This is a genomic window from Paenibacillus sp. FSL H8-0259 (assembly GCF_037963255.1).
GTDB lineage: Bacteria > Bacillota > Bacilli > Paenibacillales > Paenibacillaceae > Paenibacillus_AQ > Paenibacillus_AQ phytohabitans.
The window spans coordinates 7,334,355-7,354,677 of record NZ_CP150147.1; the positions used below are offsets into that span (position 1 = coordinate 7,334,355).

The following is a 20,323-nucleotide window of genomic DNA, read 5'->3' on the forward strand; positions in this document are numbered from 1 at the left end:
GTACAACTAAATCTGCCCGAATGGGTGAAGCCAAGGTGCAAATGGCAGTTTAATTGTATGAAATACAACTAAACAGATATTCGGTGGTACATCAGACGATTTAGTTGTACAAAGTGCAATTAAGAGTAAACATACGTCAGTCATTACATTAATCGGCTTGAACTGCGTTGTCACGGTGCGTAAGGATCGACAGTGAGCTGTACCGGCGGCAGATTGCCCGCCGCCAGCACAATCTCCCGCGCCCGGGCCCAAGGCTCCCGCGGCACCTCACGGTCATCCGTCTCGTAGTCATTGATCCGCACCGTATCCAGCAGTCTGCGGACATCGCCCGCTTCGGCAGCTTCGTCCAGACATACCACCGCCCAGCCCGCTTCCAGGCGGGGCAGCGCCAGAACGGTGCTGTCCCCGGAGTAGAGAACCTGGCGGAGCCTGATCCTCCCTTCCTCCCGCACCACCGTGACGGGCAGTGCGGCGCGCGCCTCCGCCCCGGCACCAATACCCCTCAGCGCTGTGACCGCCACCGCACAGCCCGGATAATGCAGCACCAGCCATTCCCGGTCCCCGGCTGTATTCATTACACGCGCTATCTCTCCGTCATAGCGGTGGATGACCCATTCATCCGCAAGCTCCGCTGCCCGGTTATGCAGCCGGGTCATGCTGCGGACCACCAGCAGGGCATTCCCCTGCTGGGCCGAACGTGTCTCCACCTCCGGGTATAGCGCTTCCGCAAACAGCGCGGGCATCAGATAGGCCGTGCGGTACTCCTCCGCCGGATGTGTCCGCACGGCTGCGGAATCATTCACGTACCAGCGGAGATAGGACACCTGCTTATCCCTTACGCTGAAGCTGACCGGGAAGCTCTGCCAGCCCAGCCCCCAGGCGGGATGCTGGTAGCTTCCGGGCATGACCGGGAAACGGTTGATGCTGCCCAGGCGGGTATGCCGTCCGATCCAGGTATAGGAACGGGAGGCATCGAAGATCCGCTCCTCAAGAATCCGGGGGACCGGCAGCGCAGACGGAGAGCCATCCCCTTGAAGAAAATCAGCTTCAAACAGGAGCAGTGTCGCCGCATCATTAAGCGAGAAGTTCTGCTCTGCCAGACGGCCCAGCCCTGTCACCCCCGCAATCGGCCACAGCAGGCTTGCCCGCTTCGTCTCTCCCCGGAAGTTATAGCTGCGGATAGACGGAACCAGTTCCTCCCCGTCATGGAAGACAAGAATGTTCTTCAGTGTCTCCATCCGTTCTGCCAGCCGCCCGGCCAGCTCCCGGTCATGCTGCTGAAGTACAGAACCGGCAATCCTCAGCGCGTTCATCATCACCCCTTGATAGACCAGGCTGATGTTCTCCCCCCAGCCCCAGCCCCGGCGGACCGTATATTCTTCCCATCTGCGGAAGTAAGCGGTTGCGGTCTCCAGATACTCTGGCTCACCCAGGAAGTGGGCGATGGCCAGCAGCATGGCGCCGTCGCTCATCGTCTTGTTCGGGTAGAACAGCTCCGGTGTCCGGCATTCCCGGGTGAACCAGGCCGCCGCATGGCTGAACATCCGCCGGATCACCTCCAGGTGACTGGCCGGCAAAACACCGGGATCACAGAGGCGTACAACGACAAGCGGCATGAGGATAAAAAACGCCGCATTCGAATCCTGAATCACGCTCTCCTCCCGGTACCAGAGGAACCCTCCATAATCCGGATGCTCCTGGTCTGTAAACTGCAGCCCCGCAATCGCTTCAAGCATCTCCAGCCCTGCCGCTTCATCTATCCGGCCCAGCAATGTGCCGTAAGCATAATACCCTGCCGAGAACCGGGCTTCGTGGCAGTACGGCAGCTTAGATACCTGCCGGGTATGACCGGGCCAATTGTAGCGCACCAGTCCTTCCTCGACCACAATATCCTCCGAGGCAGCCGCAAAGCTCTGCTCCAGAATCTGTCTAACCTGATTGTTCAACTCCGCCACCCCCTGTGTTAAGTTTCACCTTTATTCGGCCGCGCTCAATTGCTCGCCCATCTCATAAATATCCTTCAGCATAATGGCATCTGCTTTATTGTCCTGATACCAGGTTGCATAGAACTCATCGACCTTGGGTCCGCCTGCCTTGTTCCAGACCCCCTTGGCTTCCTCAATGAACTGGTCCACCGAAGCCGGATCGGAGCTGACGATAGCCTGCATGGCCCGGTCGAGGATCGTTTTATTCGCATTGGTGTTGATCTGGGTCAGATCCTGCGGCAGCAGCGGCAGGAAGGCCTTTTGCGTAATGCCGACAATCGGGCGGTCCGGGTTCATGTACAGCTTCTCGGCCATTTCATAGATTGCGATGAAATCCTGCTCAGCCGGTGTAGGGTTCACCTTGTTCTTCAGCCCGTAATTCTTGCCGATCAGCGGAGTGAGCATCCCCATATCGCGGTTGTACTCCAGCTCCTTCTTGTTCTTCTCCGGATCGATCACCTCAGCGCGGCCATCGGCTGTCTTGTTGTAATGCACGCCCTCAATACCGTTCTGAATCGTGGTGGTGTATTTCTCTGTAACCATGAAATCAATCATCTTCATCACGGATTCAGGGTCTTTGGCCGCTGCATTCACCATGCCGGTCATCTGGATCGGAGAGGTCAGCGTCGGGCTGAACTGGCCGAATTCCGTCGTCGGCAAGGCAATCGGAATCACCTCAGCTTCCGGGAAGTTCTTCTTGAGCGTCTCATAGGTGCTGACATCGGCACCGTTGCCGCCGTAAATCCCCAGCTTGCCGGAGATCCAGTCCTGCTTCTGCTTCTCCCCGTTTTTATCCGTAACGAAGTCCTTATCCACCACACCCGCCGCATACAGCTCCTTCTGGAAGGAGATAGCCGCCTTGATCCGGTCCCAGTCATGCACAACCTTGTCATTCTCCAGTACCCAAGGATATTGGTCTTCGCCGAACAGCGTAAACCCGGTGCCGAACATGTTGTTCAGAATAATTCCGGCTACGAAGCTGAGCCCGGTCCCCTGCGTATCCGCTTTGCCGTTGCCGTCCGGGTCCTGCTCAGTGAACGCTTTTGCCACCTTCAGCAGCTCCTCAGGGGTAGTGGGAACCTCTAAGCCCAGCTTCTTCAGCCAGTCATTGCGGATAAACAGGTAATGCTGTGGGCCGAACTGGATCGGACGCCCCACCGTGTACAGCTTGCCGTCCGCCATTGTGCCTGCCTTGCGCAGCGCCGGATACTTCTCCAGCATCGCCTTATATTCCGTACTGCTGCCCGCAATCAGGTCATCCAGCGGCAGGAGCTGCTTCTGGTTGTAGAGCTGTCCCTGGTAAGCGGTATCAAATTCAAAGATCAGGTCAGGGGCCGACTTCGACGCGAACAGCACATTGAACTTCTGCAGGGATTCAAAACGCGGAACCGTAACGTATTTGACGTTCACCGGCCCGTTCTCATTAACCCATTTCGTCCAGCGGTTGTCGCTCATCGTCCCCTCTTCTGCCGGTACCGTGCCGCGGTCATATAAAGAGACGGTGATGGACCCGCGTTTCCCGGAGGCTCCTTCCTTGTTCGACTCTCCGCCCTGGGAAGCAGCATTATTGCCGCCGCAGCCTGTGACAGCGATAGCGAGCATCAGGGATGCTGCACCGGCAGCAGTTGTTTTTCTAAGCCAAATGGGTTTGGACATATGAATGTGACCCTCCTATAATGATGTTCTTGTACTTACGGATATGAGCAGCAATGATCAGCCTTTGATGGCCCCGATGGTTACACCTTTGACAAAATACCGCTGCAGCAGCGGATACACAATCAGCATCGGAATGACCATAACCATAATCCCGGCGGCCTTGATGCCCTCCGGTGTAATATTGACAACCTCCTGCGAGTTCATGGTATTCAGCTCCTGCAGGACGGCCTGGCTCTTCACCATCTGCTGGATCAGAACCGTCAGATTGATTTTCTCCGGACTGTTCATGTAGATCATTACGTTGAAGAACGAGTTCCAGTAATACACGCCGTAAAAGAGTCCGATCGTCGCCAGCACAGGCAGGGACAGCGGAAGAATAATCCCCGCCAGCAGCCGCCATTCGCCGGAGCCGTCAATTCTGGCCGCTTCCACCAGCTCCTCGGGAATGTTCTCGAAAAAGGAACGCATGATCATCATATTATAAGTGCTGACCAGAGCCGGCAGCCAAAGTGCCGCGTAGGAATCGACCAGCCCGAGACTGCTGACCACGAGATAGGTCGGGATCAGGCCGCCCGTAAACAGCATCGTGAACACAATCGCCAGCGTCAGCGTGCGTCTTCCGTAGAAATCACGGCGGGACAATGGATAGGCGGCAAAGATCGTGAACAGCATGCTGGCCGCCACACCGACCAGGGTAATCAGGAGACTGTTGCCAAAGGCACGCACCACCGGCGTTCCCTCGAAGAGCATGGTATAAGAGCTAAGTGTGAATTCCACCGGCCATAGGGTGACAAAACCGGAGAGCACCGCGTCCTTGCCGCTTAAGGACAGGGAGGCGAGATGGAGCAGCGGCAGCAGACAGAGAATGCCTGCGAGCGTCAGCAACAGATAATTGAAGCCGTAAAATACTTTTTCACCTTTTGTACTTTGCATAGTGTCCTCCTGTTACCACAAGCCTTTATTGAAACGCCGGGCAATGGCATTGGATATCAGCACCAGGGTCAGCGCCACCAGGGAATCGAACATTCCCAGTGCAGCCGTCAGGCTGAACTGCCCTCCCTGTAGTCCAATCGCGTAGATGTACGTACTTATAACCTCGGAGATCCCCGATACAATCGAGTTCTGGAGCACATACACATGGTCGAAGCCCACCTCCATCACCCGTCCCATGGCGAGAATCAGCATAATGACAATGGTTGGGCTGATCCCGGGCAGTGTGATGTTGCGGATCTGCTTCCATTTGCCCGCTCCATCCATGCTCGCCGCTTCATAGAGACTGGGGTCAATGGAAGTCAGTGCAGCCAGATAGATAATCGCATTGAAGCCCGCATCCTTCCAGATGCCCGAGCCGAGGAAGATTGATACCCAGGACCACTCTTTGAAGAGGAACGGAAACGGCTTGCCGGACAGCTTCTCGACCAGCACATTGGCCACTCCGGTCTGGGCAAAGATCGTCACTACCAGTCCGCCTACAATGACCCAGGAGAAGAAATAGGGCAGATACACCAGAGTCTGGACCGATTTTTTGAAAAACTTGTTCCGGACTTCATTCAGCATAATTGCGAGCGCTATCGGAAACGGAAAGCTGACCAGCACTGACAATATACTGAGCACAAGCGTATTGCGGATAATCTGCACCGATTGCGCCTGGGTGAACAGATTGGTGAAATTGTCCATGCCGACCCACTGGCTGCCCCATACCCCTTCATAGAAGGTATAATTTTTGAAGGCAATGACCAGTCCCAGCATGGGCGTGTATTTGAAAATGATATAGAACGCGATGACCGGAACGAACATGACCCACAGCGGCAAATTGTTCTTGAACCGGCGGGTCTGCCAGAAGCGCTTGCTTCCCGTCTTCCGCAGAGTATCCATCCGCAGCACCGCTTCGCTGGCTCCATTCGCTTTCATCTCGGTGCCTCCTTTCGCTTGCCTGTTTTTGCTTCTGAACATGTTGCTGTTGATCTGAAATGGCCGTTTCATGTCCTCACCATAGCCGCTTCAGCAGGTTAGAGCAATATTCAGTTTACCTGTTAATCGCCGCTGAACCCTTATGCAGCCTGGAGTTACAGGATTCCGCACAGCTCCCGGGCCAAATTCTCCCCCATCCGGATATGTCCGTCATCCCCGGGATGAATCAGATCACAGGACAGCCCGCTAAGGTCATCCAGCACCCGGCTTCCTTCAATCAGGCTCAGCTTGGGGTGTGACAGGCGCTGTACGTGGCTGCGCAGAATCCCGTTAAACCGGATATCCTTGTCCGCAATCCCGCTGGCCGGGAAATTCGCAAAGTTGGGATAAATCGTAATTACCGCCACCGGCTTCTCCGGATGCCTGCTTACCAGCCGGTCCAGCAGATAGCCGGTCCGCTCACGGAATTCGTCCTCCGGCATATGATCGCGCATATTCACGCCCAGCTCCAGCGTCATGAAAGACCAGTCCTGCTGCTCCGCAAGAAAATCACTCATCTCCCGTTCGCACTGGCAGGAGCCGCTCATGCCCAGATTAAGCACATCGGCAGCCAGCCTTCTTGCCGCTTGGCCGATGTATGGCAGGCTGCTGTTCTCACCGTTGGTAATGGAGGAGCCGTAAGCAATCCAGCGCTTCCGGGGAGCCTCTCCTTCCTCCGGCGGGCGGAGCGGATGACCGAAGGTCTCAATGCCGCAGACCACGCAGGCATACCGTCCGAAGCATATGCGCCACACCTCCGGCGCAAAGCCCGTTCCCATCAGCAGCTGGCGGGCGGCCATCGCCAGCCGCGGCGGCTCGCTTAACTGAAGCGTGCGGATGGTCCCTGCCTGAAGCTCATGCCTGGAATGGAACAGTCCGCCCTTGAATACGGTCACACAGCCATCCGTCTCCGGCAAAGACAGGGTTACCCGGATGTTCGGGGCCGCTGTGACGAAACGAAGCTCACAGCCGCCCGCTTCCCCGGCGATGAACCGGCCCCGCTCATTCAGCTGCTCTCTGACGCTGCGGGGAATACGGCGCAGATACACGCCATTCCCTGCTGCCGGCTCCAGCTCAGCGACGTTATGGAACGCAATCCGGTCCAGTCCCGGCAGCCCCTTGACCATGGCGGAATCAACCATGCTTCATCGCCTCCACCAGCAGCAGTAGCGTCATGGATTGCCCGTAGGGCATCGGGCAGATTGGAATCTCCCGGTAGTCCTGAAGCGTAGCTCCCATGCCCGTTCCGTACGATACTCCCTGTACTATCCCTTCTTCATCAATCTGGCCCAGTACATAGTGTAGAGCTTCCATGGCAGGCTGGCGGCAACTCTCATCCAGCAGTCCCTGCCGCACCGCTTTCAACATGCCGTAAGCAAAAGCGGCGGTTGCCGAGGTCTCCAGATAGGAGCTGCTGTCGTCCAGCAGGGTATGCCACGCGCCCTCCGGCGCCTGCAGCTCCTTCAGCTTGCGCACCTGCCGCTCCAGTGAAGAGAGCAGGAAGCTGCTCACGCCAGGCGGCAGCTCCACCATCTCCAGATAATCCACCAGCCCCGCCGTATACCAGGAGTTGCCGCGTGCCCACAAGGCCCGGGCAAAGTGATGGCCCCCCTCGAAGGTCCACCCGTGGAAGAATAGCCCTGTTGCGGGATCGGTCAGGTATTTGAGATGGACGAGAAACTGGCGGATACTCTCCTGTATGCACTCCTCCTCCTTCAGTACAATCCCCATCCGGGCTACGAACAGCACCGTCATATACAGCGTGTCGTCCCAGAGCTGCCCGGTATTCGGGCTGCCCGTAACCTCGTGCTGAATGCCCGCTTCCTCTGTGCGGGGCATGTCATTCAGCACATAATCCAGCCATTCCCGGCACAGCTTCAGATAATCTGCGCGTCCGGTCTCCTCCGCCAGATAGCTTAAGGTCAGCATCGGGCACATGGTATTGACGTTTTTTACGGGAATGCCCCCGTCAAGCTTGTTGTCGTACCATCCGGTCAGATAGTGCAGAATCTCTTCATCTCCGGTTTCCCGGTAATAGCTGTATAAGGCGAAGAGCCCCACTCCCTGCGGCCATTCCCAATTGTCCATAGAAATAATACCGATGGGTGCCGTTTCCTGAATGGAGCCTTTCATATCCTTCATCCGCTCAATCACACGGGCAATCTGCCTTTCGAGTGCTGTACGTGATACTGCTTCCATAATGCTCCTCCTTCTTAATGTCCTGCTCTGAACCTGGGGCCATGAGCATGTGAAGCCTGAAGCCTGTTGATGACTGATTAGCCCTGTTCGCCACCCCATTGTAGTCAAGCGCCGGAATACCGTCCATTAACAAGAATCTTGCTAATCGCTTTCACTTCTGGCATTGTTCATAATGGGGCTGTATTCATCAATAGGAGGAGTACATGCTCATGTTCACCATCTCTATAGATAAGAAGCACTATAGAAATTAACGAAAAGCGAAAAGAAGCGGAGGTGAAATTTGGAACTATAGGTGCGGGTAGCGATCGGAAGTTCAAGGGTTCACCGCTGTGACGACTAAGCTTCAAGTTCAAATCTGAAGTGCGTCTTACATAGATTGAACCTGTAAATTTTATAATGGGAGAAGTGAATCAAGTAGAAGCTCTACTGTCCTTTTAAAGGACGGCATCCGTTTCAGCGGGGAAGCTAAGGAATATGTATTGCGCGAAGCAAATACATTCTTAACTTTCAGGAAATGCGGAGACTGGCCGCGCCTGGAAGGCATAACCCTCCACGGAGCCGGGAGCCCATCCCAAATTACAAATTCCCAGTTCAGTCTTATAAGAGAGAAATCAGGGAGGTAACATGTAATGAAAATCAAGTTTGATCTTTTTCCGGGCGGCGTCACTAAAGCGCTCACATTAAGCTGGGATGATGGAAGAATCCACGACAGACGGCTTGTGGAGATTCATAACCGGCACGGGCTGAAGGGCTCCTTCCATTTGAATTCAGGATTCTTCGGCAATGAAGGCTACATCACGGAAGAGGAAGTGGCTTCCCTCTATGACGGGCATGAGATTTCAGCACATACGAGCACTCATCCCTTTCTCTCCATGACCCCGCGTGAGGGCATCGCCGAAGAGATTCTGAAGGACCGCAGACATCTGGAAGCGATAGCGGGCTATCCCGTAAGGGGCATGTCCTATCCGTTCGGCGATTACAGTGATCAGGTGCTGAGCGTTCTGCCGGCGCTGGGAATCGAATATTCACGTACGGTAAAGTCCCATGGCAGCTTCAGCCTGCCGGACAACCTGCTGGCTTGGCATCCCACCTGCCATCACCGCGACATGCTGGCGCTGGGCAAGCAGTTCCTGGAGGAGCAGCCCCGGTTCTCCCATATGCAGCTTCTGTATGTATGGGGACACAGCTACGAATTCAACGACAATCATAACTGGGAGGAGCTTGAGCAGTTCGCCGCCATGATGGGCGGCCATGAAGAGATCTGGTATGCCACCAATATCGAGATTGCCGACTACTTGTCCGCTGTACAAGGACTGCGCTTCTCCGCTTCCCGGGAGATGGTCTATAATCCATCGTCAGTGGATGTATGGATCACCGCCGGGGACGAGGCTTGCCTGATATCCGGAGGAGCTACCGTGCAGCTGGGTTAGGAATTGCTGTGGGTATGTTAGGGAGCCGATCCATGGCTTATGAGCATTCGGCCGGGGGCGCGGGCGCGGTTGCTGGCGCGGCGGGGGCACAGGCACAGTTGCTGGCGCGGCCGGGGGCGCGGACACAGGCACGGTTGCTGTGGCGCGGCCGGGGGCGGGCTCAGACACAGTTGCTGGCGCGGCCGGGGGCGGGCTCAGACACGGTTGCTGGCGCGGCCGGGGGCGGGCTCAGACACAGTTGCTGGCGCGGCCGGGGGTGCGGGCACAGACACGGTTGCTGGCGCGGCCGGGGGCGTGAGCACAGACACGGTCGCAGGCGCGGCCGGGGGCGTGGGCACAGACACGGTTGCTGGCGCGGTAAGGAGAAATTGTTGTATAAATTGCAACTTTGATTCATTAATCCGGGGCGTTTGAGAGGATTGTTGTACAAAATACAAGAATTCTCTCACTGAGCGGCTTTGGTGATGAGAAATGCTGTATTTCATACAACAATCCATAGTTATAGCCGATTTATCGCAGAGAATGTTGTATTTAGTGCAGGATTTTAGTAGTAAACGCACGCCGTAACGCATTCGTAATAAAACCAGCTATTAACCGCACCAGTTGTGTCATAGGTACAGTTACAGTTACAGTTACAGTCATAGTTACAGGCGTAGTTACAGTCATAGGTACAGTTAGAGTCACAGTCACAGTTGCCGGATTTCTGCCACAAACGTGGTTTGATTTAGCTAAGTCTATTAATATCTGCTTCATTTAGCCAGAACTCGATTTGCAAACCTGTTGGACTGAAACAGATGACGATTTGGACTTGAATCTCAGGATAGCGAAATTCCCTTATACCTTAGTGACTTTTATTCCCTTCTTTCTGTGAGCAAAATAAAACCCGATTCCAACGCAGCCTGGATGGCTGGTGGAATCGGGTTATTATTATAGTAGATGTGCTTAGGCACTGAGGGTCTACGGTAAGGGTAGTGATGTCGGACGGCGGCATAGCTAGATTCACGGCGCGCTTGATAATGCAGATACTTATAGCTCGCCGTAACAGATTGAACACGGCGAGTGATTCAGATGGATTCGCGGCTGTGAGCAGCAGAGGCCTGATTATCGGCACGTGACAGTGGTGATGCTTATGGCGTTAGCAGCAGTTTGAGTGAGATGAGCAGCATGGATGGATTGGGCACAACCGCTCTAACCGGCTGCTACTGCCATCCTCCGGCGGCAGCATCTATATTGTCCTGCCGGGCGATCCACGTCAGGCAGGCCGCCCGGAGCAGCGCTTCGGTCCGCTGGGCCGCGCTGCAGAAGATCCCGCTCAGGCCGATCTGATACAGATCGGCCAGCGCGTACGCCGCCGGTGCCCCCGCGGCGAGCACGGCCGCCGCCGGCTTCACCCGGCGCACGGCGGCTAACACCTCAGCCGCCGCTGTGGCGAAGCCCTCGGCGGCGCTCTCCTCCAGCGCGGCTTCACCGGCCGCGCCGTCCAGCACCAGGAAATCGGCGATACGCGCGATTTCCCCCGCGGCAGCGCGCCCCACCTCGGGGAGCAGAAGCGCCCCGATGCGGCACGCTGCCGCGTAAGCGTGGCCGAGGGTCTGTTCGGCCACGCCCTCAATGAATTCGCGCTGTGCCGCGAATTCGGCTGCGCTGGCGGGGTATGGCGCCAGCAGGTCCACGCGGCTGTCGCCGCCCAGCCGCTGGCTCTCCGCCACCGCGGCGAACAGCGCTTCAAGCTGCGCATCCTGCAGCGCGGCCAGTCTTGCCGGGCGAGCGGCAAGCTCCGGCGTATAGGGCAGAGCTACTGCGGCCCAGACACCGTCCGCCGACTCCAGGAGTGCGGCAGCGGCAGCCCGCAGCCGGTAATAAATCCGCTGCAGGATACGCTCGGCCTGCCCCTCATCCCCGCAGGACATCCAGCTCGAATAGAGTGCGGCAAGCTCCGGCTCCAGCAGCCATTCCTCGCTGCGGATCAGACAGGGACCAGCAGGGTAAATGCCGGGCTCCTCCCGAAGAAGGGACCGGTCGCCCAGTCCATCGCGCAGCACCAGAAAAGCCGGACGTTCACCCGGACGGCGGAAATAGGTCCGGCTCATGTTCCCATTACTCTTACGCCGCTCCCCGTCGGTAAGAAATTCCGCTGCAGCGGAAGCTACAGATGCAGACTGGCTCATCTCCATGCCAATAGTCCGGTCGCCGGCATTATACTTGAACGGGCGCTCCTCATTATTTTGATTCTGATCCTGCTGACGTTCACCCTTCATCATCGCACCCACCTTTTTAACTTTGGATTGCTGCCGGCGCTGCTCCCCTTATGGCGATGCCACCGGCATTTTACGATGCTTCAATCTATAAATATTGGCAAAGGTCCCGAAATATGCAAACGGTATCAAATGAATACGGCGCAGCCCCATAAACTTGTGAGTTTACCAATTCAAAATACCGGAACCATTCCCTTTTCCCGCCAACCGCACTTATACTATTCTGGATTAGAGTCTTATGGAATGCTATGACGGAATACCATTACAGTTTGCTCAAATCTCCTGAACAGACCCAAACTGTTATCGTTAAATATCGTGTAGTTACTTTAGGGGAAAGTTTCTTTTTCTTACACCCGAACAGGTCCCGGGAATCGGCTATCCCCAATGGAACAATGAAAAGGAGCTTATTTTCAGTACAGTAACGGAGAGAAAAAGGCACAATTCAATTGAATTGTGCCCTCAGGTTAAAACATAGCAATATTATACTGTACATCCTTATACCCTTGGAAATCGCCGGACGATACTTAGCCGGACGATACTTAAATTTACGGCTGCTGGCTGGCAGCGATTGCCTGCTCCAGATCGTAGAGGATATCATCAATCGACTCCGTACCAATGGACAAGCGCAGCAGCTCCGGAGTAACCCCGGCCGTAATCTGCTCTTCGTCTGACAGCTGCTGATGTGTAGTGCTTGCCGGATGGATGATCAGCGACTTGGAATCACCGACATTGGCCAGATGGGAGAACAGCTTCACATTCTCAATCAGCTTGACGCCTGCCGCTGCTCCGCCTTTGATTCCGAAGGTAAGGATGGCACCCTGCCCCTTGGGCAGATATTTCTTCGCCAGCTCATAGGACGGATGACTCTGCAGCCCGGCATAGCTTACCCACTCTACAGAATCATGCGCTTCGAGATACTGGGCTACCTTGAGGGCATTCTGGCTATGGCGTTCCAGACGCAAATGCAGCGTTTCGAGTCCCTGCAGCAGCAGCCAGGAATTGAAAGGCGAGATCGCCGCGCCGAGGTCACGAAGGAGCTGTACGCGTGCTTTTATGATATAAGCAATAGGTCCTACAGCTTCAGTGTAGACTACCCCATGATAACTTGGGTCCGGTTCTGTAAGTCCGGGGAACTTGCCGCTTGCCTTCCAGTCAAACTTGCCGCCGTCCACAATAATTCCGCCGATGGAGGTGCCGTGGCCGCCGATGAACTTGGTAGCCGAATGCACTACTATATCCGCCCCGTGTTCAATCGGACGCAGCAGGTACGGGCTTGGGAAGGTATTATCGACAATCAGCGGAATCCCGTGCTCATGGGCGATAGCCGCCACTGCTTCGATATCCAGCACGTTACCCTGCGGATTGCCGATGGTTTCGGCATAGAGCGCTTTGGTTTTGTCCGTAATCGCTGCCCGGAAGTTCTCCGGATTGTCCGAATCAACAAAATGCACCTTAATCCCCAGCTTGGGCAGCGTCGTGGAGAATAGATTATACGTCCCGCCATAGAGGCTTGCAGAGGAAACAATCTCATCTCCTGCACCGGCAATATTCAGAATAGAGAAGGAAATAGCCGCTGCTCCGGAAGCTGTCGCAAGCGCACCCGCCCCGCCCTCCAGCGCGGCAAGGCGCTGTTCGAACACATCGGTGGTCGGGTTCATCAGCCGGGTATAGATGTTGCCGAACTCCTTAAGCGCGAACAGATTGGCAGCATGCTCTGCATCACGGAAACCGTAGGATGTGGTCTGATACAGCGGTACAGCACGGGCTAAAGTAGTTGGATCAATCTCCTGGCCTGCATGAACGGTTAAGGTTTCAAATGACAGCTTGCGCTCTTCTGACATGGGGTATTTCCTCCTCTAAAGGTATAATGGCAAAGGTTAACAATTAAGAATTGTACCTATTCTCTCACAAACCATGTCATTTGGAAAGATAAAATTCTCATTATTTCCCTATGTTTTATTAGTTTAATAAAAGGATAATTCAAGCCTGTTTCTCGGGCCACAACAAAAAATCCCTCCGCAAGCAGCGAGAGCCGGAGAATAACGTTATCCGTTTTAAATTTTTGTGATAAATCCACCCTTATTTCGACCCAGCTTCAGGTGTCGTAACTTACCGTATAACGATGAAGCTCCGTGTTATAGGAGCCGATGCTGTGTTCAATCAGTCTGCCTCTTCCCCGTCATAAAAGTTGTGCAGACGCTTAAGCATATGATTCGGTAGCAGAGGGTAGTGTCCAGTGGATTCAGGTGCACTTATACCCCTCCTTTCCTCCCAGCGAAGCGTTAGCGTCCTTTTATAAGGGAGCACGCTGCAGTACAGCAAAATTCAGGTTGATTCAGAGGGATTTATCCCTTTATTTCTGCCGCTCAGCCCACTTCCGGCCAATTTAGTGGGATTTATCCCTTTAATCCCGCCGCTCAGCCCACATCAGGCCGATTTAGAGGGATTTATCCCTTTATTTCCGCCGCTCAACCCACTTCCGCCCGATTTAGTGGGATTTATCCCTTTAATCCCGCCGCTCAGCCCACTTCCGGCCAATTTAGTGGGATTAATCCCTTTAATCCCGCCGCTCAACCCACTTCCGGCCGATTTAGTGGGATTTATCCCTTTAATCCCGCCGCTCAACCCACTTCCGGCCGATTTAGTGGGATTTATCCCTTTAATCCCGCCGCTCAACCCACTTCCGGCCGATTTAGTGGGATTTATCTCTTTATTTCCGCCGCTCAGCCCACTCGGCTAACTTTCGGCGGCCCATTTCATATTCAGCTTATCTACAACAGATACCAGACGACTATTCTAATTCCCTTTACAGAAACGAAAAGGCTGCGGCCTCCCGAAATCCAGGAGGCCACAGCCTTTTCTGTGCATAGCTGAGTTGTATTTAGTAGCTGCTCTGACTTTGCTCACCTTTGGCAATGGCTACGCCGCCGCTTGTCCCGATCCGGGTAGCGCCTGCTCCGACCATTACGAGGGCATCTTCCGCACTGCGCACACCGCCGGATGCCTTAACGCCGATAGCAGGGCCGACAGTCGCCCGCATGAGTGCGATATCTTCCTTCGTTGCGCCTCCCGTGGAGAATCCGGTCGAAGTCTTCACGAAGTCTGCTCCCGCTTCTACAGCGAGCTTACAGGCGCGGACCTTCTCTTCATCGGTCAGCAGGCAGGTCTCAATGATGACTTTGGTCAGTGCTTTACCGCGGGCAGCTTCAACCACTGCGGCGATATCACGTTTCACCAGCTCGTCATTACCGTCTTTCAGTGCGCCGATATTGATAACCATATCCACTTCGCCGGCACCGTTAGCAATCGCATCGGTGGTTTCAAAGGCTTTGGTTTCCGGTGTGGACGATCCCAGCGGGAACCCGATCACTGTACATACTTTAACTTCCGGCGTATCCTTCAGCACTGCATGGGCCGTGGACACCCAGGCCGGGTTCACACAGACCGAAGCGAATTTGTATGCTTTGGCTTCCTCAGCCAGCTTGATAATATCGTCTTTACGGGCATCCGCCTTCAGCAGCGTATGATCAATAATCCCGGATATTGTAGTTTCACTCATTATTAATTCCTCCATGTAATCGGTAGTAGATGTTCGCATTCCTTGTAATCATACCAATAGTCGAACACTTTGGAAAGCCGGAGAGCGAACACCTGCTACTACGCCCGATCAACACTTGAAGCGCCGCTTACACCTTCACCTGCCGGATAGCTTCCCGCAAGTCGCCTGTATTCGCGCTGATCATCATCGAAGCTTCGTATACTTCTTTGATCTTCTCCAGTTGAAGACCGGTCAGCTCACGGATCTGCCTTGTCTGCTCCGAGACACCTCCGGCAATGGAAGCCATGCTGCCCACCGTTGCAGCAACCTCCTCTGTGCCTGCTGACAGCTGCTCTGCCGTCGCCGACATATCGACAATCTGTCCGGCCACCTCACGAAAAGCGGCCGATGCTTCCAGCAGCGCAGCTTCTGCTTCGGCAGACATCCGCACACCTTCACTGACTTCATGGGAAGCGTCCGTCATTTGCGTACCAATGCTTGCTGAGGCATTGCCGATATGAATCAGTAAATCGGCAACCCGCTCGACCGAAGCCGCAGAGCCCTCCGCCAGCTTGCGTACTTCTCCGGCTACGACAGTGAAGCCCCGCCCGTGTTCTCCCGCACGCGCTGCCTCAATCGAGGCATTCAGCGCAAGCAGCTTCGTCTGATCGGCGAACTGCCTGATCGCAGCCAGCGCGCCCTCGATTTCATTCGCATAGCCTTGCAGCAGCAGCACGATGTCCAGGGTATGGCCGGTAGATACGGAAATCGACTTCATCTGCTGATTCGTATGATTCATGGCAGTCTGGGAGGACTGCACGATATCCAGAGCCTTGACCGCGAATTCGGAGACAACGGCCGAAGCTGCCGAAATGCGCGAAATCCCCTGCGCCATCTCATCCATTGCCACAGCGCTGCTCTGTGCTCCTTCGGTCTGCGAATGGGCACCGGCGTAGATGTCGCCGATTCTGCCGTTAACGGCCTCACTCATCTTCAGTACATCATCGGCATTCCTGGCGAATGTCTCAGAGGAGCCGTAGAGAGAATCGGATGCCGTGGACACACCAGACACCATCCCTCTCACTCTTGCATTCAAATCACCTGACATCTGAAGCATCGCCTGATAAGCCGTTCCAATCTCATCCCGGGACCTGACCGGACGGGCATTCAGAATCCGCGCGGCCTCAGCCAAGTCGCCCCTGGCCATGGTGCCCGCACTCTGCGTGATCGTCCCCAGTGGACGCAATGACCGGGATACAAACCAGGCCAGCACCGCCAAAGCGGCCAGGGATAAGGCGAGAATAATACCATAGAGAGGCAGACTTTGGATCAGGACGTCACGGGTCAGGCTGCTAAGGACAGCGACATCGGTGTCAATGCCCAGCGCCCCGATCAGAGCCCCGTCAGCCCCTTTCACCGGTACAAATGCCGAGATATAATCCCCATATTCAGGATTCATGATCAGCGGCGTACTCGCATTCTCTCCTGCAAGGACCGCCTCAACTGCAGCAGCCGGCATATCTGTAATTTCATTAATCTGCGAAGCCAGCGGGTCCCCCTCCGGTCTGCCGTCAATCATCAGCTGCGGCTGATTGGCTTCATCGATCCTGACAAAGTATACATAACGGGCACCGATCGACACCCTGAACTGATCCAGTTCATTGCGGAGCGACCAATACAGATCCGATTCCCGGGGATCGGCCAGGAACTCGCTGTAACGGCCGGCATCAATCTGCGTAACATAATGGCTGGCAATACTCATGTTGTAACTGCTGATCGTCCCTTTCACCGCTGATCCGGTGTTCGCCCGCTGAATCGCAATGTTCCCTGCCGTGATACATAGAATGACTACAGTCATGATACAGAGGATACGGGCAATAAGTCTTGTTCGGATAAAAGAAAACATGTAGGCATTCCCTTTCGCGCACGGCAATTGCGTTAATAAAGTAGGGTCATTCCTGAACACGCAATGACAAATGTCCCTCTACCGGAAAATTTCGACAATTTTTTCGAAATTCCTTTTTCCTGCCGCAAAAGATATTACAAAAAAAGAGACTGCCTCTGAAGCCATAACAGCTCCAAAGACAGCCTCAATACATTTATCCTTCAATGCCCGCCCGACAAGCTCAGGCCGATCCGTTTCACCAGCCGGGCACTTTCTTCATTTAATCCGGTAATCGTTACCTTTTTGCCGAGTGCCGCGTATTTGTCCAGCGTTTTGGCAATAGCTCCCACCGCCGACTGATCCCACACATGGGAATGGGAGAAGTCGATAATCACCTGCTGCGGATCACTCTCATACATAAATTCATGCACGAAATGACTGGTTGTACCGAAGAACAGCTGGCCCGATACTTTGTAGGTAGTTACAGATGCCGTCGTATGGACGCCGAGCTTTATTGAAGCCATTTTCCAGGCAAAAGACAAAGCGCTTAGCAGAACACCGAACAATACGCCGATCGACAGATTATCCGTCACTACCACGGTGACTACCGTAACGATCATGACCAGTGCATCGCTGAGCGGCACCTTGGCTAAAGTCTTCAGTGAACCCCACTCGAAGGTGCTAATGCAGACCATGATCATAACACCAACCAAGGCGCCCATCGGAATCTGCTTAACCACATCGCCCAGAACGAGAATCAGGAACAAAAGAAAGATCCCCGATACAAAAGTAGACAGCCGTGTACGTCCGCCCGATTTCATATTAACCATCGACTGGCCGATCATTGCACAGCCTGCCATCCCGCCGAAGAAGCCGGTCACGATATTGGCCAGGCCTTGTCCCTTCGCTTCCCGGTTCTTGTCACTGCCGGTGCCGGTAATATCATCAATCAGCGTTGCGGTCATTAGGGATTCCAGCAATCCGACTACAGCGAGCGACAGTGAATAGGGCAGAATGATCAGCAGTGTATCCAGCGTGAAGGGAAGATCCGGCAGATGGAACACCGGCAGAGCCGAAGTAATGGTGCCCATATCGCCTACGGTTCTTACATCCAGATTAAGAACAATGCTGAGTACAGAAACTGCGATAATCGCTACAAGTGCCGAAGGGACCGCCTTCGTGATCCGCGGAACCGTATAAATGATGACCAGTGTAAGTGCCACCAGCGCATACATAATCCAGCCCTGTCCTTCAAAATGCACCAATTGGGCCATGAAGATAAGAATGGCTAATGCGTTGACGAAGCCGGTCATTACCGGCTGCGGCAGGAACGTGATGAATCTGCCAAGCTTCAGCATCCCCATCAGAATCTGAAAGATTCCCGCCAGTACGGTGGCTGCGAACAGGTACTCAATTCCGTGTGAAATCACCAGGCTGCCGACCAATAGCGCCATCGCTCCGGTCGCCGCTGAGATCATGCCCGGTCTTCCGCCGGCAAATGCCGTCACAATAGCAATACAGAAAGATGCGTACAATCCAACCATCGGGCTTACGCCGGCGAGGATGGAGAAAGCAATCGCTTCAGGGATTAAGGCAATCGCCACGGTCATACCTGACAGAATGTCGCTCCGTGTGTTGGAAAACCAACCGTTGTTGTATAAGCTTGACTGCTTCAAATTGTGCTGCTCCTCCTGTGTCTTGTTATAAGGTTATAGGCTCTTCCATAGAGCCCGGGGCCGGTGCACCGCCAATGCTTCTTATTGTACCTGACCCGCCTTAACCTCCACAAAAGTCCAACCTGTGCTTGTAAGCGCTACTTCCTGCCCCGTTCTCACCGATCCTGCTATTTTCGCCTGAACTCTAGATATTAAAATTAACGGTACAGTCCGGAGGCTTTCACTTCATTGAAGAAGGTGTTGAACTCTTCAATATTAAGCTGCTGCGCCGCATCCGATAAGGCGGTTGCCGGATCGGGATGCACCTCCACCATGATGCCGTCGGCTCCGGCGGCAAGTGCGGCTTTGGCACATGGGATCAGGATATCCTTGCGTCCGGTGGAATGGGTCACATCGACCAGCACCGGCAGATGGCATTCCTGCTTGAGAATCGGCACTGCCGAAATATCCAGCGTGTTACGGGTCGCTTTCTCATAGGTACGGATGCCGCGTTCAATCAGTATGATCTCCATATTGCCCCGGGACATAATGTATTCTGCCGCATGGACGAATTCATCCAGTGTAGCGGATAATCCGCGCTTCAGCAGTACCGGCTTGTTCACTTCCCCTACCGCTTTGAGCAGTTCGAAGTTGTGCATGTTCCGTGCACCGACCTGAATAACATCGACATAATCAAGGGCCTCTTCAATATGACGCGGGTCTACAATTTCGCTGATGGTCAGAAGCCCGTATTCATCCGCTGCTTCACGCAGAATTCTCAGACCGTCCATTCCAAGTCCCTGGAAATCATACGGAGAGGTACGGGGCTTGAAGGCTCCGCCGCGCATCACCTTCACTCCTGCCTTCTGCAGGGCAGCGGCAACTGTACGGGTCTGCAGCTCACTCTCCACCGAGCAGGGTCCGGCAACCATCAGCGAAGATAATCCGCCGACGGTTACATTACCCGGAAGGGTAATTACTGTATCTTCGGCGTGATTTTTCCGGGCTACCAGCAGGGACTTCTTATGTTCCGTGCTTTGCAGATCCAGTGAAGCAGAGAAAATCTGCTTGAACAGGGTACGGATCGTGCCGCTGGTGAAAGGTCCCTTGTTGCTTGCTACCAGCTTATCCAGCATGGCTTTCTCGCGTTCAGGATCGAACTTCGGTACACCCTGCTTCTCCTTGAGCACTCCGATTTCCTGAACGATTTCCGCACGTTCCGAGATCAGCTCCAGCAGTTGTCCGTTAATTTCATCAAGCCGTGCTCTCAGCTTATCCAATTCCACATTACTCATTTCCTGACACTCCCTTAAGTAGTTAATAGTTAATCCTATGAACGAACGCAAAAAGGCCCCCCGTCGCAAGGGACGAGGAGCCGTGGTACCACCCTTATTTAGAGATGAATCCTGCTGACGCGTCAGCACCCGGAAAGCTGTTACCTCATTCCCGGACCGGATTAACTCTGTCTTACACCCGTTAACGCTGGAAGCGGGCCTCCCTACTCATACCTGCTGCAGCAGTGTACTTCAGGGGCCGACTCGGAAGTGAACTTCGGCACTAAGCGTCAAATGAGGGTGCTCTCAGTCTCCGGCACACCTTCCCTGTTAAGATCCGCTATAAAGTGCTTACTCTCTTCGTCATTGTCATTTAATGGTATATCGGTGCGTCTTGTGCACCGGTTTCTGCTATCTTAATCAAAATGACTTCCACATGCAAGATGTCAGAGTGACGCATTACAGCTTTAACGCAGCAACGTTAATCATTGATGGA

Annotated in this window: 13 protein-coding genes; 1 reads left to right on the forward strand and 12 read right to left on the reverse strand. The window is 54.4% G+C overall.

Annotated features, from left to right (window positions below; all coding sequences use genetic code 11):
• Positions 1-170 precede the first annotated feature (170 nt).
• The 6 genes from NSU01_RS31385 to NSU01_RS31410 all read right to left on the reverse strand — a co-directional run bounded on the left by NSU01_RS31385 (position 171) and on the right by NSU01_RS31410 (position 7,790).
• A complete protein-coding gene (locus tag NSU01_RS31385) occupies positions 171-1,946 on the reverse strand; it encodes a hypothetical protein (RefSeq protein WP_076247031.1) in 1,776 nt (591 codons plus the stop codon).
• Positions 1,947-1,976: 30 nt separating this feature from the next.
• Positions 1,977-3,641: an extracellular solute-binding protein gene (locus NSU01_RS31390; RefSeq protein WP_076247033.1), complete on the reverse strand. Its 1,665-nt coding sequence runs from the start codon at positions 3,639-3,641 to the stop codon at positions 1,977-1,979.
• A 57-nt stretch (positions 3,642-3,698) separates the two neighbouring features.
• Complete coding sequence (locus NSU01_RS31395) at positions 3,699-4,574, reverse strand: carbohydrate ABC transporter permease (protein WP_042239768.1); 876 nt, start codon at positions 4,572-4,574, stop codon at positions 3,699-3,701.
• 12 nt (positions 4,575-4,586) lie between these two features.
• A complete protein-coding gene (locus NSU01_RS31400) occupies positions 4,587-5,516 on the reverse strand; it encodes an ABC transporter permease subunit (RefSeq protein ID WP_042243556.1) in 930 nt (309 codons plus the stop codon).
• Positions 5,517-5,707: 191 nt separating this feature from the next.
• Complete coding sequence (locus tag NSU01_RS31405; RefSeq protein WP_083705677.1) at positions 5,708-6,733, reverse strand: SGNH/GDSL hydrolase family protein; 1,026 nt, start codon at positions 6,731-6,733, stop codon at positions 5,708-5,710.
• Complete coding sequence (locus NSU01_RS31410; RefSeq protein ID WP_076247035.1) at positions 6,726-7,790, reverse strand: glycoside hydrolase family 88 protein; 1,065 nt, start codon at positions 7,788-7,790, stop codon at positions 6,726-6,728. Before NSU01_RS31410 ends, NSU01_RS31405 begins: the two co-directional genes overlap by 8 nt.
• Before the next feature lie 629 nt (positions 7,791-8,419).
• Here NSU01_RS31410 and NSU01_RS31415 point away from each other — a divergent pair.
• Positions 8,420-9,220 (forward strand): polysaccharide deacetylase family protein, encoded by an 801-nt coding sequence (locus tag NSU01_RS31415; RefSeq protein WP_076247037.1) that lies wholly within the window; start codon positions 8,420-8,422, stop codon positions 9,218-9,220.
• A 1,199-nt stretch (positions 9,221-10,419) separates the two neighbouring features.
• On the opposite strand, the gene NSU01_RS31420 is transcribed toward NSU01_RS31415, so the two are convergent.
• The 6 genes from NSU01_RS31420 to NSU01_RS31445 form a co-directional block, all read right to left on the reverse strand.
• Positions 10,420-11,478, reverse strand: a complete 1,059-nt coding sequence (locus tag NSU01_RS31420; RefSeq protein ID WP_076247041.1) for a hypothetical protein — start codon at positions 11,476-11,478, stop codon at positions 10,420-10,422.
• A 542-nt stretch (positions 11,479-12,020) separates the two neighbouring features.
• Entirely contained in the window at positions 12,021-13,316 is a 1,296-nt protein-coding gene (locus tag NSU01_RS31425; RefSeq protein ID WP_042140043.1) for a homocysteine synthase, read from the reverse strand.
• Between the two features lie 1,040 nt (positions 13,317-14,356).
• Complete coding sequence (gene deoC, locus NSU01_RS31430; protein WP_042140056.1) at positions 14,357-15,034, reverse strand: deoxyribose-phosphate aldolase; 678 nt, start codon at positions 15,032-15,034, stop codon at positions 14,357-14,359.
• 127 nt (positions 15,035-15,161) lie between these two features.
• Positions 15,162-16,919 (reverse strand): methyl-accepting chemotaxis protein, encoded by a 1,758-nt coding sequence (locus tag NSU01_RS31435; protein WP_042140057.1) that lies wholly within the window; start codon positions 16,917-16,919, stop codon positions 15,162-15,164.
• Between the two features lie 200 nt (positions 16,920-17,119).
• Positions 17,120-18,574, reverse strand: a complete 1,455-nt coding sequence (locus tag NSU01_RS31440) for a SulP family inorganic anion transporter (RefSeq protein ID WP_042140058.1) — start codon at positions 18,572-18,574, stop codon at positions 17,120-17,122.
• A gap of 197 nt (positions 18,575-18,771) precedes the next feature.
• Positions 18,772-19,848, reverse strand: coding sequence for a bifunctional 3-deoxy-7-phosphoheptulonate synthase/chorismate mutase (locus NSU01_RS31445; RefSeq protein ID WP_042140059.1), 1,077 nt, complete (start codon positions 19,846-19,848; stop codon positions 18,772-18,774).
• Between the last annotated feature and the right edge of the window lie 475 nt (positions 19,849-20,323).

What these genes read in the sequence shown, in the direction of transcription:
- NSU01_RS31415 (WP_076247037.1), top strand. Translation starts at nt 8,420, where the DNA reads ATGAAAATCAAGTTTGATCTTTTTCCGGGCGGCGTCACTAAAGCGCTC.
- NSU01_RS31435 (WP_042140057.1), bottom strand. Translation starts at nt 16,919, where the DNA reads ATGTTTTCTTTTATCCGAACAAGACTTATTGCCCGTATCCTCTGTATC.
- NSU01_RS31395 (WP_042239768.1), bottom strand. Translation starts at nt 4,574, where the DNA reads ATGCAAAGTACAAAAGGTGAAAAAGTATTTTACGGCTTCAATTATCTG.
- NSU01_RS31445 (WP_042140059.1), bottom strand. Translation starts at nt 19,848, where the DNA reads ATGAGTAATGTGGAATTGGATAAGCTGAGAGCACGGCTTGATGAAATT.
- NSU01_RS31420 (WP_076247041.1), bottom strand. Translation starts at nt 11,478, where the DNA reads ATGAAGGGTGAACGTCAGCAGGATCAGAATCAAAATAATGAGGAGCGC.
- NSU01_RS31405 (WP_083705677.1), bottom strand. Translation starts at nt 6,733, where the DNA reads ATGGTTGATTCCGCCATGGTCAAGGGGCTGCCGGGACTGGACCGGATT.
- NSU01_RS31400 (WP_042243556.1), bottom strand. Translation starts at nt 5,516, where the DNA reads ATGGATACTCTGCGGAAGACGGGAAGCAAGCGCTTCTGGCAGACCCGC.
- NSU01_RS31410 (WP_076247035.1), bottom strand. Translation starts at nt 7,790, where the DNA reads ATGGAAGCAGTATCACGTACAGCACTCGAAAGGCAGATTGCCCGTGTG.
- NSU01_RS31425 (WP_042140043.1), bottom strand. Translation starts at nt 13,316, where the DNA reads ATGTCAGAAGAGCGCAAGCTGTCATTTGAAACCTTAACCGTTCATGCA.
- deoC (WP_042140056.1), bottom strand. Translation starts at nt 15,034, where the DNA reads ATGAGTGAAACTACAATATCCGGGATTATTGATCATACGCTGCTGAAG.
- NSU01_RS31390 (WP_076247033.1), bottom strand. Translation starts at nt 3,641, where the DNA reads ATGTCCAAACCCATTTGGCTTAGAAAAACAACTGCTGCCGGTGCAGCA.